The following is a 26596-nucleotide window of genomic DNA, read 5'->3' on the forward strand; positions in this document are numbered from 1 at the left end:
CGGAGGCGTAGGAGGCGCCGCCGCCGCCGTGGACGTGCAGGTCGACGAAGCCGGGGACGACGGTGTGGCCGGTCAGGTCGAGGTCGCCGGGCTCGCTCTCCCCAGCGCTGCTACGACTGGTGATGGCGGCGATCCGGGAGCCCTCGACGGCGAGGCGCCCGCCCTCGACGACGCCGCCGGGCAGGACGAGCCGGGCGCCGGCCAGGGCAGTACGGTCACGGTCCGCGGTGGTCACGCGGTCACCTCCATCGAGAGCAGATCCCAGGCGAGCAGGCCGGCGCCCAGGGAGGCGGCGGTGTCTTTGAGCATGGCGGGTACGACTTCCGGGGGCATCTGGAAGGTCAGGCGCTCGGTGACCGCCGTGCGCAGCGGGGTGAAGAGGGTGTCGCCGGCCTCCGCCAGCCCGCCGCCGACGATGACCGTGGACGGGTCGAGCAGGCTCTGGGCGAGCACGATGCCGTCGGCCAGGGCGTCGACCGCGGTCTGCCAGACCGCGCGGGCGCGGTCGTCCCCGGCGTCCACCGCGGCGGCGCAGGACGCCGCGTCGGCGTCGGGGTCGCCGCTGGCCTCGGCCCAGGCACGGGAGACGGCGGAGGCGGAGGCCAGCGTCTCCAGGCAGCCGCGGGCGCCGCAGCCGCACTTCGGCCCGCCGGGGCGGACCACCACGTGGCCGATCTCGCCGCCGTAGCCGTGCGCGCCGGCTTCTATCCGGCCGTCGATGCCGATGGCGCCGGCGATGCCGGTGCCCAGGGCGATGAACAGGAAGCGGTCGATGCCGCGGCCCGCGCCCAGCCGGCCCTCGGCGAGGCCACCGGAGCGCACGTCGTGGCCGAGCGCCACCGGCATGGCGGCGCCGCGGGCGCCTCCGGCGGTGTCGGCCAGGCGTTCGCCGAGCAGCTCGCGCAGCGGGAGGTCGCGCCAGCCGAGGTTGGCGGAGAAGACCGCGATCCCGTTCTTCTCGTCGATCGTGCCGGGCACCGCCACGCCGGCGGCCAGCGGGGCGAGGCCGAAGCGGGCCCGGCCCTCGTCGGCGAGGTCGGCGGCGAAGTCGAGGATGGCGGCGACCACGGCGTCGGTGCCGTGTTCCCGCCCGGTCGGTCGGCGTGCTTCGAACAGCACGGAGCCGTCCTGGGCGAGCAGCGCGGCCTTCATGCCGGTGCCGCCTACATCGAGTGCGATGACGTGCTTCACGGGGGACAGTTTCCCTTGGTCGGACCGAAGAGGTCTAGTCCAGTTGTCGGATTGGTCTGGTCCATACTGGGTGAGCTTTGTCTCGGCTGCGGGGGGTGTGCGGGGCTTTGCGCCGAGCGGTCCGGTCGAGGGCCTTCGTTCGCCCGTTGTTGCGCATCGTGCAACGAACCGGGGCACTTCGGTAACTACTCGACGGGCGGGGGCGAGTGGTGTGGACCAGTGGTGGAGCGGTTTGGCAGTGTGGCGCTCCCCCCTGCTGGATTCCCTCGTCCGGCTGTAGTTCTTTTTGAAGGCGGTACCCGCGTTGGACAGGCGCGCCCACGTTTCCCTCCGTGTGCTCGGAACGGCGCTGGCCGGAGCACTGGTGCTCACCACGGTCAGTGCGTGCAGCGGGCAGGGCGACGGGCCGGTCACGCTCAAACTGGTCGCCGCCGACTACGGGGAGAACAGCGAGACCAGCTCCAAGCACTACTGGGACGAGGTCTCCAAGGCCTTCGAGGCCGCCAACCCCGGCATCAAGGTCCAGGTCGAGGTCGACAGCTGGACCGACATCGGCCAGAAGGTCGACGACATGATCGCGGCCGGGAAGTCGCCCGACCTGCTGCAGACCGGCGGCTTCGCCGAACAGGTCGCGGCGGACCGGCTGTACCCGGCCGCGGACGTGCTCTCCATGGACACCCAGGCCAAGTTCATGGACAACTTCTCGCACGCCGGACAGGTGCTGGGCACCCAGTACGGCATCCCCTTCGTCTCCTCCTCGCGGGTGCTCTTCTACAACAAGGCGGTCTTCCGGCAGGCGGGGATCTCGCAGCCGCCGACCACCTGGAACGAGCTGCGGGCGGCGGCCGAGAAGATCAAGGCCAAGGTGCCGGGGGTGACCCCGTACGGGCTCCCGCTGGGGCCGGAGGAGGCGCCGGCCGAGTCGATGCTGTGGACGCTGAGCGGGGGCGGCTCGCTCTCCGACGACGTCGGCAACTACACCATCGACAGCGACCAGAACCAGGCGACCTTCAACTGGCTGAAGACCAACCTGGTCAGCACCGGGCTGACGTACCCGGACCCGGGCAAGATGAACCGCACGCCGGTGTTCCAGGACTTCGCCTCCGGGAAGGTCGCGATGCTCAACGGGCACCCGACGCTGCTGCGGATGGCGTCCGCGGGGAAGATCGACTTCGGGACGGCGCCGATCCCGAAGAAGGACGGCGTGGGGAAGACCGGGAGCCTCGGCGTCGCGGACTGGATGATGGCGTTCAAGGCCAACGGGCACAAGAACGAGATCAAGAAGTTCCTGTCCTTCGTCTACACGAAGGACTACCAGCTGAAGTTCGACGAGCAGTACAACCTGCTGCCGGTGACCCAGGACGCCTTCAACCAGATGTCCGCGGACCCCAAGCACGCGGACCTCAAGCAGTTCGCGGTCGGGCTGACCAACGCCAGCTTCTACCCGTTCGGGGACCCGGCCTGGGGCGAGGTCAGCAACCGGATCAAGGCGGGGATCGGGCAGGCGGTGACCGGGGACCCGAAGCAGGTGCTCGGCGGGCTGCAGGACGCGGCGATGAAGGAGGCGGCCCGGGTCCGCAAGCAGTAGGACCGGGGAGGGGCCTGCTCAGGGGAGGGTGATCGCGTAGGCCTTGCGGAGGGTCTCGTGGACCGTCCAGGTGGTGCGGTCGCCCTCGCGCAGGACGGCGCAGTCACCGGGGCCGACGGCCAGGGTCGGGCCGCCCTCGATCTCGATGGTGGCCCGGCCGCTCAGCACCACGAACATCTCGTCGGCCTCGACGTCGGTGACCACGCCCGGGGTGATCTGCCAGAGGCCGCGCAGCTGACGGCCGTCGGGGGACTCGGCGAGGACCTTCCCGGTGACCTCGGGGGTGCCGGAGACGATCTGGGACGGGTCGAGCGGCTCGGGGTCGAGGTCGGCGGTGGGGACGTGGACGGTGAAGCTCGGCGTGGTCATGGGGGTGACGCTAGCCGGGCGGGGGCGCCGGGGCGGGGGGCAGAGTGTGTCGGGGGTGCGGGCGAGGATGACACTTCGTAGCGAGGAGGTGTTGTCGTGGGTGAGCTGAGTGAGCGGGACCGCGCGGTACTGGCGCTGGAGGGGCGGCAGTGGCGGACGGCGGGCGCCAAGGAGCGGGCGATCCGGGAGGAGCTGGGGCTCTCGTCCACCCGGTACTACCAGCTGTTGAACGGGTTGCTGGACCGGGAGGAGGCGTTGGCCTTCGCTCCGGTGCTGGTGAATCGGTTGCGGCGGGTTCGGGAAGGGCGGCGCGGGGCGCGTTGAGGGGGGTGCCGCCGCCGGGGGTGGGTAGGGGGTTCGGTATGGGTCTTGACGAGATGGGTGTGCCGGCCACCGGAGCCGGGCGGGACGGGCTGCGGGCGATTCTGGCGGCGCCGGAGGGCGCGGTGGTGGCGCTGGACTTCGACGGGACGTTGGCGCCGATCGTGGCGGATCCCTCGCGGGCGCGGGCGCATCCGGGGGTGGTGGGGGCGTTGCGGCGGTTGGCCTCGGCGGGGGTCGCCGTGGTGGTGGTGACGGGGCGGCCGGCGGCGCTGGCGGCGGAGTACGGGGGGTTCGCCGGGGTGCCGGGCCTGGTGGTACTGGGGCACTACGGGGCCGAGCGCTGGGAGCGTGGCGTGGTGACGGCGCCGGAGGTGCATCCCGGGGTGGCCGGGGCGCGGGCGGCGTTGCCCGAGGTGTTGGAGCGGGCGGGGGCGCCCGAGGGGACGTGGGTGGAGGACAAGGGGCGCTCGGTTGCGGTGCACACCCGGCGGACGGCGGAGCCGGAGCGGGCGCTGGAGCTGTTGCGGGTGCCGGTGGGGGAGTTGGCGGCCGCGTACGGGCTGGTGGTGGAGCCCGGGCGGCTGGTGCTGGAGCTGCGGCCGCCGGGGGTGGACAAGGGGGCGGCGCTGACCGGGTTCCTGCGGGAGCGCGGCGCCCGTTCCGTGCTGTACGCGGGGGACGACCTGGGGGACGTGGCGGCCTTCGCGGCGGTGGAGAAGCTGCGGGGGCAGGGGCTGGCCGGGCTGTTGGTGTGCGCCGGGGCGGTGGGGGACGCGCCGGTGCGCGAGCTCGCCGACCGGGCGGATCTGGTGGTCGACGGGCCCGAGGGCGTGGTGGAGCTGTTGACGGCCCTGGGGGAGGCTCTCACCGGGCGTTGAGGGAGGCCCTCGACGCCCGGTGAGGAGACCTCAGCGGACGTCGAGCCGGCCGAGGGCGTCGAGCTGGTCCAGGAACCACTGCTGCGGGGGGAGCGCGGTGGCCGCGGCGGCCAGGCGCTTGGTGCGGTCGGCGCGCTCCTCCGGGCTCATGGTGAGACCGGTGTGCAGGGCCTCGGCGGTGGCGATCACGTCGTAGGGGTTGACGGTGAGGGCGTCGTCCCCGAGTTCGGCGTGGGCGCCGGCCTCCCGGGACAGGACGAGGGCGCAGCCCTGGTCGGAGACCACCGGGACTTCCTTGGCGACCAGGTTCATGCCGTCCCGGATCGGGTTGACGAGTGCCACGTCGGCGAGCCGGTAGGCGGCCAGGGAACGCGGGAAGTCGTCGTTGACGTGCAGGATCAGCGGCTGCCAGGTGGGGGTGGCGAACTCGGCGTTGATGGCGGCGGCGAGGCGTTCGACCTCGGCGGTGTAGTCGCGGTACTCGGCGAGGTCGGTGCGGGACGGGTAGGCGAAGGCGATGTGGACCACCCGGTCGTGCCACTCGGGGCGGGTGCGGAGCAGGTGCCGGTAGGCCTGGAGGCCGCGGACGATGTTCTTGCTCAGCTCGGTGCGGTCGACCCGGACGATGGTGCGGCGGTCGCCGACGGCGGCGCGCAGCCCGGTGAGGCGGTCGTCCACGTCGGGGCGGTGGGCGCGCTCGCGGAGGAAGTCCGCGTCGGCGCCCAGGGCGTGGACGCCGAGGTGGGTGGTGCGGCCCTGGTGGGTGACGGTGAGGGCGGCGGGGTCGAACTCGGCGCCGAGGAGGTCCTCGCAGCAGGCGGCGAAGGCGCGGGCCCAGCGTTCGGTGAGGAAGCCGGCCCGGTCGGCGCCGAGGATGCCGGTCAGGACGGCCCGGGCGACGTCGTCGGGGAGCATCCGGTAGTACTCGGGCGGGGCCCAGGGGGTGTGGGAGAAGTGGCCGATCCGCAGGTCGGGGCGGGCCTGCCGGAGCAGGGCCGGGGTGAGAGAGAGGTGGTAGTCCTGCACCAGGACCGCGGCGTCCGGGGCGGCTTCGGCGGCCAGCGCGTTCGCGAAGGCGGTGTTGTAGGCCTGGTAGGAGGCCCATTCGGTGCGGAAGGCGGCGTCGAAGGAGGGCGCGGTGGGGGTCGCGTAGAGCATGTGGTGGACGAACCAGAGGGTGGAGTTGGCGACGCCGTTGTAGGCGTGGGCGAAGGTCTCCCGGTCGATGTCGAGCATCCGTACGGCCTGGCCGCCGACCTCGTGCCCGGCGAGGTCGAGGCGGCCGTCGGGGGCCTCCCGGGCGGCTCTGCGGTCGGCGTCACCGAGTGCGGCGCAGACCCAGACGGCGGTGGGGTCGTCGATCGCGGAGAGGCCGGAGACCAGGCCGCCGCCGCCGCGGCGCAGGGTCAGCGTGCCGTCGTCGGCGGTGCTGAAGGACACCGGTCCCCGGTTGGAGGCCACCAGGACTGGGGCGGTTCCGGTCGCACTCGAACGTTCGGTCGTGAGATCGCCCATGGTTGGCATCTTGCCGGGGGGTGGGGGCCGCAAACGTTTCAGTGCCGGATCGCGTACTCGGGGAGGGTGTGCATCGGGGGGCGCTCCAGGGCCGTCACGGGGTGGGTGTGGGGGGTGAAGATGGGGGTCCCCCCGGCCGAAGGCCGGGGGAGGGTCTCCGGGGCGCGGCTGAACTGGGTGAGGTGGGGGTGGACGAGGTCGGCGGAGGCCTTGAGGCGGTGGGTGCGGTCGAGGCGTTCGAGGGCGGTGCGGTAGATGGTGGCGGCCATCCGGCCGAGGGCCTGGCTGTCCTGGTGGCGGTGGTGCCGGACGCCGACGTCGACCTGGGCCAGGGCGTCCAGGCCGACCAGGTCCAGGGCGTCGACCAGCAGGCCGAGTTCGACGCCGTAGCCGGTGGGGAAGGGCAGCCGTTCGAGGAGTGAGCGGCGGGCCGCGTACTCGCCGCCGAGCGGCTGGACGAATCCGGCGAGCTCGGGCCAGTGGAGGTTGAGGAGGGGGCGGGCGACGAGTTCGGTGACCCGCCCGCCGCCGGCCGGGACGACCGCGCCGCTGTCCGTCTCCAGCGGGCGGTCGTACATGGCCTTGACCAGCTGGATGGACTCGTCGGTCAGCAGCGGGCCGACGATGCCGGAGACGAAGGCCGGGTCGAACTCGCGCAGGTCGGCGTCGACGAAGCAGACGATGTCGCCGCGGGTGACCAGCAGGGAGCGCCAGAGCACCTCGCCCTTGCCGGGGACGGCGGGCAGCCGGGGGAGGATCCGGTCGCGGTGTTCCACCCGGGCGCCGGCCTCGGCGGCGACGGCGGCGGTGGCGTCGGTGGAGCCGGAGTCCACCACGACGAGTTCGTCGACCAGGGGCACCCGCTCCATCAGCTCGCGGCGGACGGTGCGGACGATGTCGCCGACGGTGGCCTCCTCGTCGAGCGCCGGGAGGACGACGCTGACGGTGCGGCCGGTGCGCTGTTTGGCCTCCAGCAGGGTGTGCACCGGCCGCTCGGCCGCGCTCCACGAGCGGCGGCGGAGCCAGGACGCCGCCTGCGGGAGGAGCGCGGGGGTCGGTTCGGCGGGCACGGTGACTCTCCTCGGCGGGATAGGTGGAACGGGCCATCTCGCGTGGCGGACGGTCCCGTTCGAGGTTGACGCCTTCGGATACAGTCTTCGTACAGCGGTCGGACCTTCGCACGCCGGGGTCGCCGCTGAACCATAACTTCACAAGCTCATCCAGAGGGACTGAGGGAACGGCCCGTTGACGTCCCGGCAACCTTCTCGCTCGGCTGTCGTCGACAGGCCCCGGCGGGACAGGTGCCAATTCCGGCCTGTGGCGCGCCCGCGCCACGGGGAAGATGAGGAGAGAGGCCTCCGCCATCATGGCTATCGACACTGCCGCACCCGTATCCGTCGACCTCGGCCCCGCCGCCGCGCTGTCGTGTCGGGAGTGCGGAACCCGCTTCCCGCTCGGTCCCGACTTCGCCTGCCTGGAGTGCTTCGGGCCGCTGGAGATCGCGTACGAGTTCGGGAGCGAGCGCGCCGAGGAGCTGCGCAAGCGGATCGAGTCCGGCCCCGCGTCCATCTGGCGCTACGCGCCGCTGCTGCCGGTGCCGGCCGACGTCGCTTCGAAGCCCAACCTGAACCCCGGCTGGACCCCGCTGGTGAAGGCGGACAACCTGGGCCGGGAGCTCGGGTTCACCGCGCAGCTGCACATCAAGGACGACTCCGGCAACCCGACCCACTCGTTCAAGGACCGGGTGGTCGCGTGTGCGATCGAGGCGGCCCGGGCGTTCGGCTACACCACGCTGTCCTGCTCCTCCACCGGCAACCTGGCCGGTGCGGTGGGCGCGGCGGCGGCCCGGGCCGGGTTCCGGTCCTGCGTGTTCATCCCGCACGACCTGGAGCAGGGCAAGGTCGTGATGGCCGGGGTGTACGGCGGCGAGCTGGTCGGCATCGAGGGCAACTACGACGACGTGAACCGCTTCTGCTCGGAGCTGATCGGGGACCAGGCCGGCGAGGGCTGGGGCTTCGTGAACGTCAATCTGCGGCCGTACTACGGCGAGGGCTCCAAGACGCTGGCGTACGAGATCTGCGAGCAGCTCGGCTGGCGGCTGCCGGAGCAGATCGTCATCCCGATCGCCTCGGGCTCCCAGCTGACGAAGATCGACAAGGGGCTGCAGGAGCTGATCAAGCTGGGCCTGGTCGAGGACCGGCCGTACCGGATCTTCGGCGCCCAGGCGGAGGGCTGCTCGCCGGTGTCGGCGGCCTTCAAGGCCGGGCGGGACGTGATCAAGCCGGTGAAGCCGGACACCATCGCCAAGTCGCTGGCGATCGGCAACCCGGCTGACGGCCCGTACGTGCTGGACATCGCCCGCCGCACCGGCGGTGCGGTCGAGGACGTCACGGACGCGGAGGTGGTGGCGGCGATCCGGCTGCTGGCCCGCACCGAGGGGATCTTCGCCGAGACCGCGGGCGGGGTGACCGTCGGCGTGCTGAAGAAGCTGGTCGAGACCGGTCAGCTGGATCCGGCCAAGGAGACCGTCGCGATCAACACCGGCGACGGCCTGAAGACGCTGGACGCCGTCTCCGAGGCCGGGATGACCGCCGTGATCCGCCCGAGCCTGGACGCCTTCCGCGCCGCCGGCCTCGCGTCCGCCTGAACCGCCCCCCACCCCGCAAGGAGAGTCATGAGCGCCAACGTCCGCATCCCCACCATCCTGCGCACCTACACCGGCGGCGCGGCCGAGGTCACCGCGGAGGGGGCCACCCTGGCCGAGGTCATCGCCGACCTGGAGCGCAACCACGCCGGCATCTCGGCCCGGATCCTGGACGACACCGGCAAGCTGCGCCGTTTCGTCAACGTGTACGTGAACGACGACGACGTGCGCTTCGCCGAGGGCCTGGCGACCGAGATCAAGGACGGTGCCGGCGTCTCGATCATTCCGGCGGTGGCCGGCGGCTGCTGAGCCGCCCCGCTCTTTTCCGCGCCGCCCGCACGTACGGAATTCGATTCCCCGTATGTGCGGGCGGTCGCGCGTATTTCGGCGGGAATATTCCGGGTCGAGTCGGAGTAGAGTGTGGCTCTGCTGGGAACAGGGCTCCGCTCCCGGCGGACGGGGTGCGTCGCCGGAGGTCGTCCGGCCGCTGAGACCGGCCTGGGCGCCGGGTCGGGAAACATGTCAGGCAGATGTCAGAATTCCTGCAGGCATTTGAGTAATTCGTCCGCTATGTCCGGCGTGCAATGCCGATTTCCTCCCGGTTTGTTCGCTCTTGTCTCTTGGCAGGGCTGCGGAATTCCCGGCGGTTGACCCTGTTGCAGAGGGCGTCGATCCGGATACATTCAGCGGCGGTCGACGTAATCACCCGCTCACGGAAGCCGTCCGGCGCCCCCGTGCGGAGGGTTGCGGCGTGCACGGCTGCGCTCAGGGGGGGTTCCCCGGGCCGGCCTTCAAAACCAGACCCGGGCCCGCGACCTGCGGGCCCGTGAAGGGCCAGCACAGCACTAGGGGAGTTCGGAATGGCTCAGGGCACCGTCAAGTGGTTCAACGCGGAGAAGGGCTACGGCTTCATCGCGGTCGACGGTGGTGCGGACGTCTTCGTCCACTACAGCGCGATCCAGATGGACGGCTACCGCACCCTCGAGGAGGGCCAGCGGGTCGAGTTCGAGATCTCCCAGGGACAGAAGGGCCCGCAGGCGGACATGGTCCGCGCGGCGGTCTGACCCCTTCCGACTCCAGGAGCTCGGCACGGCCCACGACTGGTGGACCTCCTGCTTCTCGACGGGCCCGTACGACACGCGTCGTACGGGCCCGTTCGCGTACCCGCGCCGGCCCGGACGGCGGCTCGCGGGTTGTGGATTGGGCTTGCACTCGACCACCCGGAGTGCTAATCATTGGCGTTAGCACTCACAGTGTGAGAGTGACAGCGGACCGGGTCGGTGAGGCCCCCGGGGGCGGTAGGGGAATGGACCTCCGCACACCAGGGCCGTCCGTCGCGGGCACCCCTTGGTCCGAGCAGTCGACCGTGTCCCGGAGGACCACTTCTGATGGCCAAGATCATCGCCTTTGATGAGGAAGCTCGCCGCGGCCTTGAGCGTGGCATGAACCAGCTCGCCGACGCGGTGAAGGTCACGCTCGGCCCCAAGGGTCGCAACGTCGTGCTGGAGAAGAAGTGGGGCGCCCCCACGATCACCAACGACGGTGTCTCCATCGCCAAGGAGATCGAGCTCGAGGACCCCTACGAGAAGATCGGCGCGGAGCTCGTCAAGGAGGTCGCCAAGAAGACCGACGACGTCGCGGGTGACGGCACCACCACCGCCACCGTGCTCGCCCAGGCCCTGGTTCGCGAGGGTCTGCGCAACGTCGCCGCCGGCGCCAACCCGATGGCCCTGAAGCGCGGCATCGAGAAGGCCGTCGCGGCCGTCTCGGACCAGCTGCTGGCCCAGGCCACCGACGTGGAGACCAAGGAGCAGATCGCCTCCACCGCCTCCATCTCCGCCGCCGACACCCAGATCGGCGAGCTCATCGCCGAGGCGATGGACAAGGTCGGCAAGGAAGGCGTCATCACCGTCGAGGAGAGCAACACCTTCGGTCTGGAGCTCGAGCTCACCGAGGGCATGCGCTTCGACAAGGGCTACATCTCCGCCTACTTCGCCACCGACCTGGAGCGGATGGAGGCGACCTTCGAGGACCCGTACATCCTCATCGCCAACTCCAAGATCGGCGGCATCAAGGACCTGCTCCCGCTGCTGGAGAAGGTCATGCAGAGCGGCAAGCCGCTCGTCATCATCGCCGAGGACGTCGAGGGCGAGGCCCTGTCGACCCTGATCGTCAACAAGATCAAGGGCGTCTTCAAGTCCGTCGCCGTCAAGGCCCCGGGCTTCGGCGACCGTCGCAAGGCCATGCTCGGCGACATCGCCGTCCTCACCGGCGGCACCGTGATCTCCGAGGAGGTCGGCCTCAAGCTGGAGAACGCCGGTCTGGACCTCCTGGGTGGCGCCCGCAAGGTCGTCATCACCAAGGACGAGACCACGATCGTCGACGGTGCCGGTGACAGCGAGCAGGTCGCGGGCCGCGTGAACCAGATCCGCGCCGAGATCGAGAACAGCGACTCGGACTACGACCGCGAGAAGCTCCAGGAGCGCCTCGCCAAGCTGGCCGGCGGCGTGGCCGTCATCAAGGCCGGCGCGGCCACCGAGGTGGAGCTCAAGGAGCGCAAGCACCGCATCGAGGACGCCGTCCGCAACGCCAAGGCCGCCGTCGAGGAGGGCATCGTCGCCGGTGGTGGCGTCGCCCTGCTGCAGGCCGGTGTCGCGTTCGACAAGCTGGAGCTGGAAGGCGACGAGGCCACCGGTGCCAACATCGTCAAGGTCGCGCTGGAGGCCCCGATCAAGCAGATCGCGACCAACGCCGGCCTGGAGGGTGGCGTCGTGGTGGAGAAGGTGCGCAACCTCCCCGCCGGTCACGGCCTGAACGCCGCCACCAACGAGTACGTCGACCTGATCGCCGAGGGCATCATCGACCCGGCCAAGGTCACCCGCTCCGCGCTGCAGAACGCCGCCTCCATCGCGGCGCTGTTCCTCACCACCGAGGCCGTCATCGCCGACAAGCCGGAGAAGGCCGCCGCGGCCGCCGGCGGCGGCATGCCGGGCGGTGACATGGACTTCTGATCCTGATCGGATTCCGATCGGATCGGCTGATCCTCGTCCGCGTGGGCGGCTCCCTTCGGGGGGCCGCCCACGCGGCGTTTCGGCGTTCCGCCCTTCCGGTGTTCCGCCCTTCCGGTGTTCCCGCGTTTCGGCGTTCCGGCGTTTCCACGGAGAATGGACGGATGGCTTCCGACGACATCGAGACCGCCCTGCACAACGCCCGGGCGCTGATCCTGGCCGACCTCACCGCGCGGGACGTGGCGGACGCCGCCGTCGTCTCGCTGGTGGAGCAGGCCGTCACCCACCGCCGCTGGTGGCTGGAGCAGTGGCCGGACGGCACCGAGTACGTGCTCGGGCTGGTCGCCCAGGACGTCCAGGACGCGCTGCTGGAGGCGTACGGGCGGTGGCCGCTGTGCACCGCCTGCGCGGCCGACGGGGACCCGCACGCGCTGGGCGTGGAGCCCGAGCTGGGGCCGGAGCCGCACTGGGTGTGCGGCAAGCAGGGCGCGGTGGTGGCGCCGGTGGGGGAGTTGGACTAGCTCTCGCCCAGCTGCTGGAGTTCGGCCGCCAGGTTGGTGCGGGCCGCCTCGGTGAGGCGGTGGTGGGCGGCGGGGGTGCGGTAGAGGGCGGGGAGGGCCAGGATGCGGCGCAGCACGGCGGCCCGGCCGGCCCGGAAGTCCGGCTCGGGGACGAAGCCGTACTCCTCGCGCACGGCGGCCGTGTAGGCCGCGTAGGCCTCGGGGCTGCCGCCGAGGACGGCGAGGTCGGCGTCGCAGAGCACCTCGCCGTTGCGGTCGCCGGGGGCCGGGGCGTGGGCGGCGGTGAGCAGGACGAGCCGTTGGACCTCGGCGACGCGTTCGGCCGGCAGGCCGGCGGCGGTCAGCGCGCGGACGGCGAGGGCGGCGCTGCGCTCCTCGTTCTCGGTGCGGTCGGGCCGGTGGACGGCGTCGTGGAACCAGGCGGCGAGCCGGACGGCGTCCGGGTCGGCGGCGTGCCCGGCGAGGTCGTCGACGTGGCGCAGGATCGCGCGCAGGTGCTCGGTCGAGTGGTAGCGGCGCCAGGGCTCGGACCAGCGGCGCAGCAGCTCCCGGCCGTACGGTTCCGGGTCGTCGGTGGCGCCGCAGCGGTGCAGCAGGGCGGTCCAGGCGGTGAGCAGGTCCTCGGTCGGCATGGGGCACATTGTGGCGGACGGGCCCCGCCCGGCACTGGACCTATAGGTAGGTTGACGATATATGTAGTCGTATGACAGAACGCTCCATGCAGGAGCCCACGCTGCTGCTGCTCACCGCTCTGGCCGACGCGCCGAGACACGGCTACGCGCTGATCCAGGAGGTCGCCGCGATCTCGGACGGCCGGGTCAAGATGCGCACCGGCACCCTCTACGGGGCCCTCGACCGGCTGCTGACCCAGGGCCTGATCGAGGTCGCCGCCGAGGAGGTCGTGGACGGCCGGGCCCGGCGCAGCTACGCGCTGACCGATGCCGGACGGGACGCGCTGGCCGCCGAGGCCGGGCGGCTGCGGGCGGTCGCCACCGAGGCCGAGCGCCGGTTGACGAGGATCCGGTCGATGCTGCCGGGAAGGACCGGGTCGCAGGGGCGGCCCGCCGCGGGGGGAGGACTCTCATGACCATGCCGGTGATCGGTGCCGCACCCTCGACGGTGCTGCGGGCCGCGCTGCAGCTCTACCCGGCGCGGTACCGCCGTGAGCGCGGCGAGGAGCTGGCCGAGGTGTTCGCCGACACGACGGCCGCGGGCAGCCGTACGGCGGTCGCCCGGGAGGTGCTCGGCCTGGCGCTGTACGGGCTGCGGGTGCGGCTCGGGCTGACCGGCGCGTCGGCGGCCGGGCGGCTGCTCGCCCTGGTGGCACCGATGATCGCCGGTGCGGTGGTCGGAGCCACCATGGTGCCCTGGCTGGCCGCCCTGGACCGGACCACCAGGTGGCTCGCCTGGGACGACTCGTTCGGCAACCACGTCCGGGCCTTCGCCCCGCCGGCGGCCGCGCTGCTGCTCGGGGTGGCGGCTCTGCTGGGGCGCTGGACGGCCGTTCGGGTCACCGCGCTGCTGCTGGGCGCCGTCGGGCTGTACGACCTCGGCCTGGCCGCCTGGTCGTCGAACTTCGTCGACGCCTGGTGGGTCGGCTACATCGGGATGGCCACGCTGCCGTTCGTGGTGGCCGCGCTGCTGCTGGTCGCCGCGCCGACCGACCTGCTGCCCCGGCCGAACCTGCGGACCGCCGGGCTGGTGCTGGGCTCGGTGGTCGCCGGCGGGCTGCTGGAGGCGGCCCAGAACTGGGACGACACGACCTTCCCGCTGGACCTCCAGTGGTTCGTGGTGATGCTGATCGCTCCGACGCTGCTGACCTTCGCCGGTCTGCGCGGGCGGATGGGGCCGGCGGCGGTGGGGCTGGCGATGCTGGTGCTGACCGGGCCCGGCAGCCTGTTCAACATCTGGCGGGAGACCGGCGGAATCTCGCACCTGCTGCCGATGGCGGTGCCGGTGGTGGTCCTGCTGGCGCTGGTGGCGGTGGCGGAGCACCGGTTCGGCCGGCGGACGGCCCTCGGGATGGTGCCGGGACGGGTGTGACGGGCGTGACGGGCACCCCCGTCGCGGTGTGACGGGCACCCCCGTCCCGGTGTGACCGGGGCGGGGGTGTGCTCTCGCCGGGGGCGCGGGGATGTGGCAGGCTGTCTGATATGTCTAGACCAATTTTCGAAGTCATCGCGCTGACGCCCCAGGACGCCCAGGCTGCCGAGTCGGGCGGCGCCGACCGGCTCGAACTGGTCACCGACATGGCCGCCGACGGACTCACCCCCTCCGTCGAGGACTTCGCCCGGATCCGGGCCGCCGTCGCCATCCCGCTGCGCGTCATGCTCCGGATCCGGGACGGCTTCGCCCCCGGCGACCTGGACGAACTGTGCGCCCGGGCCGCCGCGCTGCGGGCCGAGGGCGCCGAGGAGTTCGTCCTCGGCTTCCTCGACGCCGGGGGCGCCGTCGACCTGGCCGCCACCACGGCCGTCGCCGAGGCGATCGCCGGCTGCCGCTGGACCTTCCACCGGGCGATCGACCACAGCACCGACCGGGCCGCCCTGCGCGCCGCCGTCGGCACGCTGCCCGGGCTGGACACCTTCCTCACCTCCGGCGCGGCCGCCGGGGTGGACGCCGGCCGCGTGGTGCTGGCCGCCGAGCTGGCCCGCAGCGGCGAACCCGGCTACACCCAGCGGATCCTGATCGGCGGCGGCCTGCGGGCCGAGCACCTCAAGGAGCTGCGGGCGGAGGGCTTCGACGCCTTCCACGTCGGCGGCGCGGTGCGGACTGGCGGCTGGCGGACGCCGGTCGACGCGGCCAGGGTCGCCGAGTGGCGGGCGCTGATCGACGCCTGAGCGGCCGGTTGACCGATGTCTGAGCGGTCGGCTGGTCGACGCCTGAGCGATCGAGAAGGGGACGGTGACGCCACCGGCCCCTTCTCGCGGTCATCCGAGCTGCTCGGGCAGCGGCTCGCGGTGCAGCACCGTCAGCCCGGAGACGGCGCGGGTGAGCGCCACGTAGAGCCGGCGCAGGCCGGTCCGCTCGTCCGGCTCGCCGGCGACCACCGCGGCCGGCTCGTCCAGCACCACGTAGTCGTACTCCAGACCCTTGGCCAGCGAGGCCGGGACGAGGGTCAGCCGGGCGTCGGCGCTGGTCTCGGTGCCGGGGGAGAGGTGCGGCAGTCCGGCCGCGGTGAGCAGTTCGGCGAGCAGCGGGATCCGGGCGTCGGCGGCGATCAGGCCGGTCGAGCCCTCGTGCTCCAGCGCCTCCCGGCAGGCCGTCAGGACGGCCTCCTCCCACTCCTCGACCGGGCGGATCTCCAGAGAGCCGGGGGCGTCGCGGACCGAGGTCGCCGGGGCCAGGCCCGGGGCGATCGTGGGCAGCAGCCGGGAGGCGTAGGCGATGACCTCCTCGGGCACCCGGAAGCCCTTGGTCAGCTCCTCGATGTGGGCCTCCGGCTTGCCCAGGTGGTGCAGGGCGTCCGGCCAACTGGCCGTCGCCCAGGGGGTGGTGCCCTGGGCGAGGTCGCCGAGGACGGTGGCCGAGCCGGTGGTGCAGCGGCGGCCGACGGCGCGGTACTGCATCGGGGAGAGGTCCTGGGCCTCGTCCAGCACCACGTGCCCGAGCGAGGGGGTGCGCTGCACCAGGTCCGTCGCCTCGTCCACCAGGACGGCGTCGGCGGGCGTCCAGCGGGCGGTCTTCACCGAGCGGCCGGGCTTGGGCCACAGCACGGCCCGCTGCTCCTCGGCGGTCAGCACGCCCTCGGCGCACTGGGCCAGGAACTCCGGGTCGGAGAGCAGTCGCAGCACCAGCTTGGCCGGGTCGACGGCCGGCCAGCACTCCTTGACCACGGCCTTGACGGCGGCGTTGCGGGCCACCGCGTCCTGCACCCGGTCGTCCGGGGCCTCACCGCCCTGCTCCATCTTCACCAGCACGGCGTGCGCGATGCGCTGCGGCAGGGCGTCCCGGGCGGCGCCGTAGCGGACCTCGCGGCTCTTCAACTCCTCGATGATCTCGATCAGTTCGTAGGCCGGGACGCGCCAGCGGCGGGAGCCGCGGACCACCACGCAGGGCTCGGTGGGCAGCGTGATGCCCGACCGTACGGCCCGGCGCAGCACCTCGGCCATCCGGGCGTCGCCCTTGAGCCGGGCCGCCTCCGGGTCGTCCTCGCCCTTCACCTCGACGTGGGCGACCAGCTGCTGCACGGTGGCCTGGCCGACCTCCAGCTCGCCGAGGGCCGGGAGGACCTGCTCGATGTAGGACAGGAAGGCGTTGTTCGGCCCGATCACCAGGGTGCCGGTGCGGGCCAGCCGCTCGCGGTGGGCGTACAGCAGGTACGCGACGCGGTGCAGGCCGACGGCCGTCTTCCCGGTGCCGGGCGCCCCCTGGACGCAGATGGTGCCCGTGACGTCGGAGCGGACGATCTCGTCCTGCTCGGGCTGGATGGTGGCGACGATGTCGCGCATCGGGCCGACGCGGGGCTTCTCGATCTCGGCGGCGAGCAGGGCGGAGCCCGTTGACCCACCGGCGGAGCCGGTGAATGCCTCTGCGGACGGGTCGGTGAGGTGCTCGTCCTCGTAGGCGGTGAGTTCGCCGCCGGTGTAGCCGAAGCGGCGGCGGCGCTCGACGTCCAGCGGATCGGTGCGGCTGGCCCGGTAGAACGGCTGGGAGACCGGCGCGCGCCAGTCGATCACCATCGGGTCGCCGTCGGCGTCGTGGACGTGGCGGCGGCCGATGTAGAAGCTCTCCCCTCCGCCGCCCTCGCTCAGCTCCTCGCTGACCGCGTGCAGGTAGTCGAGGCGGCCGAAGAACAGCGGGGTGTCGGAGAGGTCGGCCAGGGCGGCGATCCGGGCCTCGATCTGGTTCTGGAGGACGGCGGCGGTGACCCAGGAGCCGGTCACGTCGCGGATGTCGAGGGACTGGACGTCCTCGCGCATCGCCCGCAGCGCGGACCGGGACGCGGACAGGTGGTCGCGTTCGCGCTGGAGGGGGTCGGTGGTGGGGGTGGCGGGCACAGCGAACCTTCCCGGCTGTCCCGGTGGCGGGCGCAGCGGATCGATGGAGCTCACGGTGGGGTACAGCCGACCGGTTGCCGTGCGGTCGGCGCCTCCCCCGGCTGCCTGCGGACGTCAGCAGGTACCACGGTTCGGGAGGGGGCAGACGGACGATCCTAGACCCGTCCGTCTCGGGGTTCCAGCCCCGCAGGTCTCAGGGGGTGCCGGGGGGTCCGTACACCCGGAGGAGGACGGCTGCCTCGCTGGATGCGGCCTTCGGAGTGATGCCCGCGGCCGGTCGGGTGCCTACCGTTGAAGACATGAGCACCGAAACCCCCACCCCCCGCACGGGCCCGGCCGGCGCGACCGCCGTCCAGGGCCGCCACCGCAACCTGCTGGGCACCGCCGTCCGCAACGTCGGGATCGCGCTGGACACCGCCGCGCGCGTGATCTTCCTCGGGCGCGACGGTGTCCGGTACTGAGCGTGACCGTGGTTACAGCACGTCGTCCGCGTCGATGATGCGGTACGCGTAGCCCTGCTCGGCCAGGAAGCGCTGCCGGTGGGCGGCGAAGTCCTGGTCCACGGTGTCCCGGGCGACCACCGAGTAGAAGTGCGCCGAGTGCCCGTCCGCCTTGGGGCGCAGGACGCGGCCGAGGCGCTGGGCCTCCTCCTGGCGGGAGCCGAAGGTCCCGGAGACCTGGATGGCCACGGTGGCCTCGGGCAGGTCGATCGAGAAGTTCGCGACCTTGGAGACCACCAGGACGCCGATCTCCTTGTTGCGGAAGGCCTCGAAGAGCTTCTCCCGCTGGGTGTTGCTGGTCTCGCCCTTGATCACGGGCGCGTCCAGGGCCTCGCCGAGCTCGTCCAGCTGGTCGATGTACTGGCCGATGATCAGCGTCTGGTCCTTCTCGTGCTTCTTGACCAGCGCCTCCACCACCCGCCGCTTGGTCGCGGTGGTCGCGCAGTAGCGGTAGCGCTCCTCCGGCTCGGCGGTCGCGTAGGTGAGCCGCTCGGAGTCGGTCAGGGTGACCCGCACCTCGCAGCAGTCGGCGGGCGCGATGTAGCCCTGCGCCTCGATCTCCTTCCAGGGCGCGTCGAAGCGCTTGGGGCCGATCAGGCTGAACACGTCGCCCTCGCGGCCGTCCTCGCGCACCAGGGTGGCGGTCAGGCCGAGCCGGCGGCGGGCCTGGAGGTCGGCGGTGAACTTGAACACCGGCGCGGGCAGCAGGTGCACCTCGTCGTACACCACCAGGCCCCAGTTGCGGGCGTCGAACAGCTCCAGGTGCGCGTACACGCCCTTCCGCTTGGTCGTCATCACCTGGTAGGTGGCGATGGTGACCGGGCGGATCTCCTTCCTGGTGCCGCTGTACTCGCCGATCTCGTCCTCGGTCAGCGAGGTGCGCTTGACCAGCTCGTGCTTCCACTGGCGGGCCGAGACGGTGTTGGTGACCAGGATCAGCGTGGTCGACTTGGCGTGCGCCATCGCGGCCGCGCCGACCAGCGTCTTGCCGGCGCCGCAGGGCAGCACGACCACGCCGGAGCCGCCGTGCCAGAAGCCCTCGACGGCCTGCGCCTGGTACGGGCGCAGCTGCCAGCCGTCCTCGTCCAGGTCGATCGGGTGCGCCTCGCCGTCCACGTACCCGGCGAAGTCCTCGGCGGGCCAGCCGAGTTTGAGCAGCACCTGCTTGATCTGGCCGCGCTCGGAGGGGTGCACCACCACGGTGTCCGGGTCGACCCGGGCGCCGACCAGCGGCACGATCTTCTTGGAGCGCAGCACCTCCTCCAGCACCGGGCGGTCGGTGGTGGTCAGCACCAGCCCGTGGGTGGGGTGCTTGAGCAACTGGAGCCGCCCGTAGCGGCCCATGGTGTCGGCCACGTCCACCAGCAGGGCGTGCGGCACCGGGTACCGCGAGTAGTTCACCAGGGCGTCGACCACCTGCTCGGCGTCGTGTCCGGCCGCCCGGGCGTTCCACAGCCCGAGCGGGGTCACCCGGTACGTGTGCACGTGCTCGGGCGCCCGCTCCAGCTCGGCGAACGGGGCGATGGCGCGCCGGCATTCGGCGGCCCTGGGGTGGTCGATCTCCAGGAGGAGAGTCTTGTCGCTCTGGACGATGAGCGGTCCGTCGTTCACGCGGGGGAGCCCTCCACTGGCTGACATGCTGGATGTGACCGGCCGGGATCGCCGGGCCGGACTGACGCAGACCCTCCAGTGTCGCTCATTCCACCCGGAATGTGTCGGGCTGCTTCCACTCGTAGCGGATGGCCGGGCGCGTCAGTTCCTTCGAGTGACCACGATCCGTACTCGCTCGTTGAACCGGCCATGAAGAACTCGAAGCGCGTTCTCACCGCCCTGGCCCTGATGGGCACGGCCTTCGCCGCCACCGCCGCCTCGGCGGGCTCCGCCCATGCTCTCGCGGGCATCGGCGAGGGCCCCGGCGGCCTGCTGGCCGCCCCCGGATTCCTGATCGCCGACCAGGTCGGCGGCGGCTCGCTGCCGGTCGGGCAGGGGGAGATCGGCAGCCTGGCGGACCAGGCAGTCAAGCAGAAGATGAAGGAGTCGCAGGGGCACTGAGGCACCCGCTGTCCGCCGTCGCTATTCGTCCAACTCCGCGACGCCGGTGATGCGGTGGAGGGCGAAGGTGCGCAGTTCGTCGGCGTGGTGGTCGAAGGCGGTGACGTAGCCGCCTTCGACCTTGACCGGGTCGATGATGCGCTGGCTGGCGATGCCCTCGGCGTTGAGGTAGCCGATCCACATCCGTTCGCCGAGCAGGACGGCGGTCTGGAGGGCGGCGAGGGTCTCGGCGGCGGCGGTGCGGGGGAGTTGGCGCGGGTCGGGGGTGGTTTCGCGGCGGGTGGCGGTGGCGGCGCGGTCGCCGGCCCGGATGGCCTTGATGGCGGCCGCGAGGAGGGTGTCGTCGGGGGTGGGCGGGCCGTCGGGGACGGGCACGGGGGCGGTGCGGGGCGGGGTGCGGTGGCTGTCCGGGCGGCTGATCAGGACGTCGCCCTCGGCGGATTCGGCGGCCGGGGCGTAGCCCATGGTGCGCAGGGCGGCGAGCAGGACGTCCGGGGCGGCCTGGGAGGCGAGGACGGTGGGGGCGAGCAGGCGCAGTCGCAGGTCGGCGGAGCGGCGGTCCGCGAGCACCTCGTTGAGCAGGGCGGGGTCGTCGCAGCGCAGGTAGGAGGAGGCGGCGCCGACCCGCAGGATGCCGTGCCGGCGGGCGACGTCGTCGATCAGGTAGGCGAGCGGCTGGGGGACGGGTGTGCGGCTGTGCTGGGCCAGGAAGGTCTGGAGATCGGCGGCGGTGCGGCCGGCGTCCAGGGCGCGGCGCACGGACGTCGGGGTGAAGCGGTAGACGGTGGCGCCGCCCTTGGACTCGATGTCGGCGCACAGGGCGAGCGCCTGGGCGAGCGGGGTGAGCAGCGGGCCGGGGGCGATCGCGGTGAGGTCCGGCTGGAGGATGACGTGGTCCAGCGGCTGGGGCAGCAGCGGGGCGAGCACCTCGGCCGGGTCGGACTCGGCGGTGAGCAGGGCGCGGGCGGGGGCGGCGAGGGCGCCGCGGCCGGTGATGCCGAGCAGTTCGGCCTCGGCGAGGGTCCAGGTGGTGAGGTCGTCGCGGAGCTCGTGGCCGTCCGGGCCGGTGGGGCCGCCGCGCAGCGGGCGCTGCCAGCGCAGGGTGGGCAGCAGCTCCGCGGCGGTGGCCGGGGTGCCGGGCGGGAGTTCGGCGAGCAGGGCGAGGGCGGCGCGGCGGACGGACGGGGCGAGGGTGCGGTCGAGTTCGGGGCCGAGGGCGGCGCGCGGCTTGCCCTTGCCGTCCGGGGTGCCGGTGAGGGCGGGGACGCGGGTGGCGGCGAGCCAGGCGCCGGCCAGGACGGACCAGCGCTCGGCGGTGTCCAGGTGCAGCCAGCTGTCGTAGCCGGGGGTGGGCGCCCAGCATTCGTCGGCTTCGCCGTCGGGGGCCAGCAGGCCTGAGGCGTAGGCGAGTTCGAGCCAGAAGGCGGCCTGCTGCTCGGTGGTCTCCAGGGTCTGGGCGGCGCGTTTGAGGTCCCGTACGCCGAGGCCGCCGGCCCGCAGGGTGGGCGGCGGGGTGAGGCCCCAGGTCTCCAGGAGTTCCTCGACGGTCTTGACGGCGGTGTGCGCCTGGCCGGCCGCGGCGCTGTCCACAGCCTGTGGATCGCGCGCGGGCGCGGCGGGCGAGGGTTCGGGCTGGAGCGGCTCGACGGTGCGGTGGGTGCGGCCGCCGCGCAGGTGCAGGGCCAGCTCGCGGGGCAGTACGACGCTGCCGGGGCTGGTGGGCAGCAGCAGGCCGCGGGCGAGCAGCCATTCGACCGGGCTCTGCGCGTCCTCGGCGGTGACCGGGCGGGTGGCGTCCGGGACGGTGCCGGTGGGCGGGCCCCAGACCAGCCGGTCGAGCAGCCGCAGCGCGGGCTCGGGGGCGGTGTCGAGCAGGGCGGCGCAGCGGGTGCGGTCGGTGAGCAGGGCGGTGAGGGCGGCGACCGCGGTGACCGGGTCCGGGGTGGCGGGCTGGCCGGCCGAGGCGAGCAGCTGCTGCAGCCGGGCCGGGGACATGCCGGTGGTGGCGTCGGCGAGGGTCGGGCCGAGGCCGGTGCGGCCGGGGTTGGCGGCGGTCGGGGCGAGCGCCTCGCGGACGGCGAGCACCAGCCGCAGGCCGTTGTCGGGGCCCCAGAGCAGCGCCCGGTCGCGCAGCACGGCGATGGCGCGGGGCAGGGCGGCGGCGACGGCGGAGCGGTCGGCCGGGGTGAGCGGGGTGGCACCGGGGTGCGGCTTGACCTTGGCCGGGCCGGTCAGCAGGGTGCGGAGGGTGGCCAGGGGGGTGCCGTCCGGGCAGGTCGCCAGCGCCTCGGCGACCTGGAGGGTGAACCGGTCGAGCCGCTCCAGGGCGCGCAGTGCGGAGGCGCGCGAGGACAGCCGGGCGGACAGCTGGGTGAGGTCGCCGGGGACGGGGTTCAGCAGGTCGGGGCGGGAGCGGAGCAGGGCGGCGAGCGCGTCGTCGGGGCGGGCGCGCAGCTCCTCGGCGAGGGTGCGGGGGCCGGCGGGCTTCCTGCTCTGGCGTTGAGGGCCCTGCTGTGTGGTCATTCGACCTAGGTTAGTCGGGAGCGCGGACGCTGGGACGCCTCGTGCGCCGGGGGCCCGGGGACTCGCGCAGGGCGGCGCGCGCTGGGTAGCGTCCTGGACGAGGGCGGTCGGGTACGGGCGAGGCGGGGTGTCGGTGATGACGGACGGCGAGTGGTGGCGCAAGAGCGGGCCGTGGAGCGAGCGGTCGGGGGGCGGGGGTTCCCCGGGGCCGTCCACACCGTCGACACCGCCTCCCCCGGTTGCTCCGCCGACCGCCGGGCCGGCCGAGGACGGTGTGTACGGCCCCTCGGCCGGTTCCGCCCACGGCGGGACGGGCCACGGCGGTACGGGCGGCATCCCGAACGTGTCGCTGGACCTGCCGGGCGTGGCCTCGTCCGGGGGCGGGTCGGAGGTGATCCCCCCGCCGACGGTGCAGAGTTCGAGCCCGTGGACGATGACGATGCTCGACTTCTCGGACACTCCGCAGCCCGCGCCCAAGCCGATCCCCGAGCAGCGCGCGGCCGAAGAGGCGGCGCAGCAGCCGCCGGTCGAGCAGGTTGCGGTGAAGTCGAGGAAGCAGCGGAAGGCGAAGGCCGCGCCCGCGCCCGCCGCCGCCCCGGGCAAGGGTGCGCGCAAGCCGTCCCCGCTGATCCTGCTGTCCTGCGGGCTGCTGGTCGGCGGCGCGATCTCCGGGTTCTTCCCGGCCATGCTGGCGGGCTGGGGGTTCGGCTACCTGTCCCGTCAACTCTCCGACCTGACACGCAAGTTCGTGATCCTGGGGGTCCCGCTGGTGACGATGAGCGCGAGCACGCTGTTCGCGATGCGGCACGCCAAGCAGGCCGGCGCCGGCGGGGGCGCCGGGGTGCAGACCGGCTCCCCACTGGGCCAGTTCAGCTGGTCGATGGCCCCGGGGGTGCTGCGCACGGCGGCGGTGCTGACGGCGGTGGTGCTGTTCCTGCTGAGCATGCGTCGCCGCCCGCCGCAGCGGGGCTGAGTGCGGGGCCGGCCCCGCACCCCGGGGGTTCGGGTGCGGGGCCGGTGCTGTTGGGGCGGAGTCCGGCGGGATCAGGCGGGATCAGGGGGACGCCTTGGCGGCCGCGGCCGCGGCCGCGGTGGCGACCTCGTGGATGACCTCCAGCATGCCGTCCTGCCCCATCGGGTCGAAGCTGACCAGTTCGGGGAGCGCCTTCACACCGGAGATGAGGGTGATGAAGCCGACCCGGGAGTTCTCGATGTAGGTGCGGCCGATGCCCTGGGCGCGCTCCATGTACTCCTCGCGGAGCCGGGTGGGGTCCATGAAGAACCGGACGTAGGCGAGGATGTCGTCGTAGAGGCGGCGGTAGACCGCGTTGAAGTTGCCGAGGGCCTGTTCGGCGTCCTGCGGGTTGTCGAGGGTCGGGCTCCGTCCCCACCGCCCACGCGGCGGGGCCGGAGCCGTTTCCCGGCGATGCGGGACCGAGCCGGCCGGTGCCCGCCGCAGGTCAGCGGAGCGCGGTGAAGCCGGTGCAGAGCAGCCGGACGCTCCGGGTGAACTTCTCGTCCTGCCCGATCCGCGGGATCAAGTCGCCCATGACCAGCGGGAACCGCTCGCACAGTTCGGCGTAGAGCTCGGCGGTGATGGTCGGCGGGGCGGTCGGCTGGTTCTGTTCCTGGAGCACGAAGCCGGTGATGTGGCTGAGCAGGATGTCGGCGGCGATGCCGCAGTGGTGGGCGGGCAGGCCGGCGTCGAGGAGGGTGCGCAGCAGGCGTTCCATCAGGCGGAGGCCGTCGGTGCTCAGCATGCCGGGGCTCTCGGCGAGGAGTTGGGCGCCGCCGGCGTGCTGCTTGATCTCCTGGCGCAGGGCGGCGGCCTGGGCTTCGACGCGGTCCGGCCAGTCGGCGTCGGGGGGGAGGGCGGCGAGGGCTTCGGTGCCCGCGTCGTACGCCCGGCGGCTGATCCGGTCGGCCATCAGGGCGAGCAGCTCGTCCTTGCCGCGTACGTGGTAGTAGAGGCTGCCGGCGTGGGCGTTGAGGCGGTCGGCGACCTGGCGCATGGACAGGTTCTGGTAGCCGACCTCGGCGAAGACGGCCATGCCCGCGTCCACGATGCGCTCCTTGGTGAGCTTCATGCGATCCACCGTACATCGTTTTCCAACACTGTTCGAAAACTGTGCTAGCTTTGTCCCATCAGGTTTTCGAACGGCGTTGGAAAGCGCCGTAGGCGGGGAGGGGCAGGACCATGGGGGCGATCCTTTTCAACGTGACCACGGCCGCGTTGATGGTCATGATGGTCAACTCCGGGCTGGGCGTCGTCGGCCGCGACACCCTGCGCTCGCGACCGCTCCCGTGGGCGGCGATCGCCCTGACCGCCGTCGCCGTCGGCGGCGTGCTGCTCCAGCTGGTGTGGTCCGGCGCCATGGACGCGCTGGACGCGGACCCGTCCAAGTCCGGCTGGTGGCGCGAGCTCACCTCGGTGTTCATGCAGAACGGCGGCCTGTTCGGCGGCCTGTGGAACCTCGTCACCCTCGCCGCCGTCGCCGCGCTCGCCCAGTGGTACTGGGGTGGCCCGCTGACCCTCGGCTTCTTCCTGGCCGGCATCCTGCTGCCCGGCCGCATCGACGACCTGCTCGGCTTCGGCGACGGCCCCAGCACTGACCCCCGCAACTTCGCCGGCAGCTCCGGTGCCACCTACTTCCTCGGCGCGACCCTCGCCCTCGCCTTCCTCACCCGCACCCGCCTCCCCAAGGAGATCGCCCTGGCGGCCGGCGTCCCGGTGCTCGGCCTCGCGATGTGGTTCGCCCAGGACAACGGCCACGGGCTGGTCTCCTTCTACGGCTTCGTCCTGGGCGGGGCGGTCTGGGCGGTGCGCCGCCAGCTGACCCAGCGCCAGGAGGCGCGTCGCCAGGCGGCCTGACGGTAGCGTGGGCTCCGGGCCCGTCGTCCAACTCCCTTGCGGGAGGCGGCCGGCGGGCCCTTTCCCGTTTCCGCTCCCGTTCCGCGACCCGGAGGTTCCCGTGGCCCGTCTGTACGTCCGTGCCGGCCTGGACCCGAGCGACCCGGGCGCGCAGGTCGCCGTCCTGGTCGTCGACCCCGACGGTGCCCCCGGCGAACGGGCGCTGGACCGGCTCGGCTCGTACTGCTACGAGGGCGACGGCGCCTTCTTCCTGCTGCCGACCGACGGCTGGGCCGAGCGCGGCCTGGACGGCGACCGGCTGGCGGTGTCGATCGCGGTCTACCCCTACGCGCTGGAGCAGGTGGGGGCCGATCCGGCCGACTTCCCGGACCGCTCGGCCGTCGATCCGGACGCCGCCGTCGTGCTGTCCGCCGAGGCGGCCCTGCCGGTGCCGCCCGGCCGGCTCTCCGAGGCCACCGCCGTGTTCACCGGCGCGCCCGGCGTCCCGCTGGACGACCTGCTGGGCGCGGAGGACGACTGGCCGATGGTCCTCGCGGACGGGCCGGTCGAGGGCGAGCTGGTCAACTGACCTGGGGTGACGCGGCGGTGAGGACACTGTCGAGGGCGAGCTGGTCAACTGACCTGGGACGATGCCATGGCGAGGGCACGGCCCAGGACGGGATGGTCAACTGACCTGGGACGAAGTCATGGTGAGGATCCCGTCGAGGACGGCCGCCGGGTCGTCGGCGGTCAGCGAGTGCCCACCGCCGGGGACGATCGTGACCCGGGCCGCCGGGGTGAGCCGGTGCAGCCGCTCGGCGACGGCCGTGGCGTCGTGCAGGGCGCTGCGCTCGCCGAGCAGGAAGTGCGCGGGGGCGTCGAGGCGGGCCAGTTCGGCGTCGCCGAGGGTGGTGGCCAGGGGCAGGCGGCGGCGGAAGCCGGTGGAGGCGCGCATCAGGGCCATCAGCTCGGTCTCGAGGACGGCGCTGTTGCCGACCGCCCGGGCCAGCCGGGGGCGGAGCGGGCGCGGGGCCAGGGCGGCCAGCCCGCCGAGGATGAGCCAGGTGTAGAAGCGGAGGCGGCGGACGTCGGCGAGGCCCGCCGGGTCGACGAGGGTGAGGGTGGCGGTCCGGCCGGGGTGGCGGAGTTGGTGGTGGAGGGCGATCCAGCCGCCGTACGAGCAGCCGACCAGGTGGGCGGTGGGGGCGTCGAGGGCGGTGAGGAGTTCCTCCAGCCAGTCGGCGGCGTCGTGGCCGTCCCGGATCGGGGCGGTCTGCGCGCTGGCGCCGGGTTCGCCGACGGTGTCCACGGCGATGACGGGGTGGTGCTCGGCGAGGTGCTCGACGTACGCGTGCCACATCAGGGCGTTGCCGCCGGAGCCGGGGAGCAGTACGACCGGAGGCCTGTCGGCGGGGCCGGCGGGCTGGGTGGGTCCGGTGCGCTGGACGCGGGTGGTGCCGAAGCGGGTGGGGACGTCGAGCGCGGTGCGCGGGCCGGGCCAGAGCTGGGTCAGGGCGCGCTCGTACGCGGTGCGGAAGCGGGCTTCGGCCTTGCCGTTCGTGAACTCGCTGATTCGCATGGTACATGTGTATCACAGGCATGATACGGGTGTACCAAGAGAGGAGGCCGAAC

The 26596-nt window shown here is 73.0% G+C and carries 27 protein-coding genes, 1 pseudogene and 1 riboswitch; of the genes and pseudogenes, 16 read left to right on the forward strand and 12 right to left on the reverse strand.

What is annotated here, in order from left to right:
* Together ACFWIS_RS22255 and ACFWIS_RS22260 are read right to left on the reverse strand one after the other, a co-directional pair.
* Window positions 1-235 (reverse strand): annotated as a pseudogene (locus ACFWIS_RS22255) (N-acetylglucosamine-6-phosphate deacetylase); the annotation flags it as partial.
* Window positions 232-1191 carry an ROK family protein gene (locus ACFWIS_RS22260; RefSeq protein ID WP_380463100.1) on the reverse strand — a complete coding sequence of 320 codons (960 nt, stop codon included), beginning with the start codon at window positions 1189-1191 and terminating at the stop codon, window positions 232-234. The pseudogene ACFWIS_RS22255 and the gene ACFWIS_RS22260, both read right to left, overlap by 4 nt.
* A gap of 334 nt (window positions 1192-1525) precedes the next feature.
* On the opposite strand from ACFWIS_RS22260, the gene ACFWIS_RS22265 reads away from it, so the two are divergent.
* Window positions 1526-2779, forward strand: coding sequence for an extracellular solute-binding protein (locus tag ACFWIS_RS22265; RefSeq protein ID WP_380463103.1), 1254 nt, complete (start codon window positions 1526-1528; stop codon window positions 2777-2779).
* A gap of 18 nt (window positions 2780-2797) precedes the next feature.
* On the opposite strand, the gene ACFWIS_RS22270 is transcribed toward ACFWIS_RS22265, so the two are convergent.
* The gene (locus ACFWIS_RS22270; RefSeq protein ID WP_380463106.1) at window positions 2798-3148 is read right to left on the reverse strand and encodes a cupin domain-containing protein; all 351 of its coding nucleotides are present in this window, start codon (window positions 3146-3148) and stop codon (window positions 2798-2800) included.
* Window positions 3149-3244: 96 nt separating this feature from the next.
* On the opposite strand from ACFWIS_RS22270, the gene ACFWIS_RS22275 reads away from it, so the two are divergent.
* Window positions 3245-3472: a DUF3263 domain-containing protein gene (locus ACFWIS_RS22275; protein WP_380463108.1), complete on the forward strand. Its 228-nt coding sequence runs from the start codon at window positions 3245-3247 to the stop codon at window positions 3470-3472.
* Window positions 3473-3510: 38 nt separating this feature from the next.
* Window positions 3511-4350 carry a trehalose-phosphatase gene (gene otsB / locus ACFWIS_RS22280; protein WP_380463110.1) on the forward strand — a complete coding sequence of 280 codons (840 nt, stop codon included), beginning with the start codon at window positions 3511-3513 and terminating at the stop codon, window positions 4348-4350.
* A gap of 30 nt (window positions 4351-4380) precedes the next feature.
* Here otsB and ACFWIS_RS22285 read toward each other — a convergent pair whose 3' ends face one another.
* A complete protein-coding gene (locus tag ACFWIS_RS22285) occupies window positions 4381-5865 on the reverse strand; it encodes a trehalose-6-phosphate synthase (RefSeq protein WP_380463112.1) in 1485 nt (494 codons plus the stop codon).
* Between the two features lie 38 nt (window positions 5866-5903).
* On the reverse strand, window positions 5904-6935 hold the full coding sequence (locus tag ACFWIS_RS22290) for a glucosyl-3-phosphoglycerate synthase (RefSeq protein WP_380463114.1): 1032 nt from the start codon (window positions 6933-6935) through the stop codon (window positions 5904-5906).
* A gap of 143 nt (window positions 6936-7078) precedes the next feature.
* Window positions 7079-7214, forward strand: a riboswitch (SAM riboswitch).
* A gap of 17 nt (window positions 7215-7231) precedes the next feature.
* On the opposite strand from ACFWIS_RS22290, the gene thrC reads away from it, so the two are divergent.
* From thrC to ACFWIS_RS22315, 5 genes are all read left to right on the forward strand, one after another.
* On the forward strand, window positions 7232-8512 hold the full coding sequence (gene thrC, locus ACFWIS_RS22295) for a threonine synthase (RefSeq protein WP_380463117.1): 1281 nt from the start codon (window positions 7232-7234) through the stop codon (window positions 8510-8512).
* A 27-nt stretch (window positions 8513-8539) separates the two neighbouring features.
* Window positions 8540-8818 carry a MoaD/ThiS family protein gene (locus ACFWIS_RS22300; RefSeq protein ID WP_188308228.1) on the forward strand — a complete coding sequence of 93 codons (279 nt, stop codon included), beginning with the start codon at window positions 8540-8542 and terminating at the stop codon, window positions 8816-8818.
* Window positions 8819-9369: 551 nt separating this feature from the next.
* On the forward strand, window positions 9370-9573 hold the full coding sequence (locus ACFWIS_RS22305; protein WP_030289665.1) for a cold-shock protein: 204 nt from the start codon (window positions 9370-9372) through the stop codon (window positions 9571-9573).
* A 324-nt stretch (window positions 9574-9897) separates the two neighbouring features.
* The gene (groL, locus tag ACFWIS_RS22310) at window positions 9898-11520 is read left to right on the forward strand and encodes a chaperonin GroEL (protein WP_380463120.1); all 1623 of its coding nucleotides are present in this window, start codon (window positions 9898-9900) and stop codon (window positions 11518-11520) included.
* 161 nt (window positions 11521-11681) lie between these two features.
* The gene (locus tag ACFWIS_RS22315; RefSeq protein ID WP_380463123.1) at window positions 11682-12038 is read left to right on the forward strand and encodes a hypothetical protein; all 357 of its coding nucleotides are present in this window, start codon (window positions 11682-11684) and stop codon (window positions 12036-12038) included.
* Here the strand turns inward: ACFWIS_RS22315 and ACFWIS_RS22320 are convergent.
* Entirely contained in the window at window positions 12035-12670 is a 636-nt protein-coding gene (locus tag ACFWIS_RS22320) for a hypothetical protein (protein ID WP_380463125.1), read from the reverse strand. The two genes, ACFWIS_RS22315 and ACFWIS_RS22320, sit on opposite strands and share 4 nt — an antisense overlap.
* Window positions 12671-12741: 71 nt before the next feature.
* On the opposite strand from ACFWIS_RS22320, the gene ACFWIS_RS22325 reads away from it, so the two are divergent.
* The 3 genes from ACFWIS_RS22325 (at window position 12742) to ACFWIS_RS22335 (ending at window position 14878) form a co-directional block, all read left to right on the forward strand.
* Entirely contained in the window at window positions 12742-13125 is a 384-nt protein-coding gene (locus ACFWIS_RS22325; RefSeq protein ID WP_380463128.1) for a PadR family transcriptional regulator, read from the forward strand.
* Window positions 13122-14081, forward strand: a complete 960-nt coding sequence (locus tag ACFWIS_RS22330; RefSeq protein WP_380523970.1) for a hypothetical protein — start codon at window positions 13122-13124, stop codon at window positions 14079-14081. The genes ACFWIS_RS22325 and ACFWIS_RS22330 overlap by 4 nt, the downstream gene beginning before the upstream one ends.
* Window positions 14082-14191: 110 nt before the next feature.
* Window positions 14192-14878 (forward strand): copper homeostasis protein CutC, encoded by a 687-nt coding sequence (locus tag ACFWIS_RS22335; protein WP_380463633.1) that lies wholly within the window; start codon window positions 14192-14194, stop codon window positions 14876-14878.
* 90 nt (window positions 14879-14968) lie between these two features.
* Here the strand turns inward: ACFWIS_RS22335 and ACFWIS_RS22340 are convergent, their stop codons facing one another.
* The gene (locus ACFWIS_RS22340) at window positions 14969-17038 is read right to left on the reverse strand and encodes a HelD family protein (RefSeq protein ID WP_380463635.1); all 2070 of its coding nucleotides are present in this window, start codon (window positions 17036-17038) and stop codon (window positions 14969-14971) included.
* 299 nt (window positions 17039-17337) lie between these two features.
* Between ACFWIS_RS22340 and ACFWIS_RS22345 the strand changes: the two genes are divergently transcribed.
* A complete protein-coding gene (locus ACFWIS_RS22345) occupies window positions 17338-17499 on the forward strand; it encodes a hypothetical protein (protein ID WP_380463637.1) in 162 nt (53 codons plus the stop codon).
* Window positions 17500-17511: 12 nt separating this feature from the next.
* Here the strand turns inward: ACFWIS_RS22345 and ACFWIS_RS22350 are convergent, their stop codons facing one another.
* Entirely contained in the window at window positions 17512-19149 is a 1638-nt protein-coding gene (locus ACFWIS_RS22350; protein WP_380463639.1) for a DNA repair helicase XPB, read from the reverse strand.
* Between the two features lie 189 nt (window positions 19150-19338).
* On the opposite strand from ACFWIS_RS22350, the gene ACFWIS_RS22355 reads away from it, so the two are divergent.
* Window positions 19339-19590 carry a hypothetical protein gene (locus ACFWIS_RS22355; RefSeq protein WP_380463641.1) on the forward strand — a complete coding sequence of 84 codons (252 nt, stop codon included), beginning with the start codon at window positions 19339-19341 and terminating at the stop codon, window positions 19588-19590.
* 21 nt (window positions 19591-19611) lie between these two features.
* Here the strand turns inward: ACFWIS_RS22355 and ACFWIS_RS22360 are convergent, their stop codons facing one another.
* Complete coding sequence (locus tag ACFWIS_RS22360; RefSeq protein ID WP_380463643.1) at window positions 19612-22113, reverse strand: helicase-associated domain-containing protein; 2502 nt, start codon at window positions 22111-22113, stop codon at window positions 19612-19614.
* 274 nt (window positions 22114-22387) lie between these two features.
* On the opposite strand from ACFWIS_RS22360, the gene ACFWIS_RS22365 reads away from it, so the two are divergent.
* The gene (locus ACFWIS_RS22365; protein WP_380463645.1) at window positions 22388-23086 is read left to right on the forward strand and encodes a hypothetical protein; all 699 of its coding nucleotides are present in this window, start codon (window positions 22388-22390) and stop codon (window positions 23084-23086) included.
* An 81-nt stretch (window positions 23087-23167) separates the two neighbouring features.
* Here ACFWIS_RS22365 and ACFWIS_RS22370 read toward each other — a convergent pair whose 3' ends face one another.
* Window positions 23168-23389 carry a hypothetical protein gene (locus ACFWIS_RS22370; RefSeq protein ID WP_380460141.1) on the reverse strand — a complete coding sequence of 74 codons (222 nt, stop codon included), beginning with the start codon at window positions 23387-23389 and terminating at the stop codon, window positions 23168-23170.
* 184 nt (window positions 23390-23573) lie between these two features.
* Window positions 23574-24200 carry a TetR/AcrR family transcriptional regulator gene (locus ACFWIS_RS22375; protein ID WP_380460143.1) on the reverse strand — a complete coding sequence of 209 codons (627 nt, stop codon included), beginning with the start codon at window positions 24198-24200 and terminating at the stop codon, window positions 23574-23576.
* A gap of 110 nt (window positions 24201-24310) precedes the next feature.
* On the opposite strand from ACFWIS_RS22375, the gene ACFWIS_RS22380 reads away from it, so the two are divergent.
* On the forward strand, window positions 24311-24985 hold the full coding sequence (locus tag ACFWIS_RS22380; RefSeq protein WP_380460145.1) for a hypothetical protein: 675 nt from the start codon (window positions 24311-24313) through the stop codon (window positions 24983-24985).
* 100 nt (window positions 24986-25085) lie between these two features.
* Window positions 25086-25553, forward strand: coding sequence for a hypothetical protein (locus ACFWIS_RS22385; protein ID WP_380460147.1), 468 nt, complete (start codon window positions 25086-25088; stop codon window positions 25551-25553).
* A gap of 96 nt (window positions 25554-25649) precedes the next feature.
* Here the strand turns inward: ACFWIS_RS22385 and ACFWIS_RS22390 are convergent, their stop codons facing one another.
* On the reverse strand, window positions 25650-26543 hold the full coding sequence (locus tag ACFWIS_RS22390) for an alpha/beta fold hydrolase (protein ID WP_380460149.1): 894 nt from the start codon (window positions 26541-26543) through the stop codon (window positions 25650-25652).
* Window positions 26544-26596: the final 53 nt, after the last annotated feature.

The organism is Kitasatospora sp. NPDC127060 (assembly GCF_042724935.1).
Taxonomy (GTDB): Bacteria; Actinomycetota; Actinomycetes; order Streptomycetales; family Streptomycetaceae; genus Kitasatospora.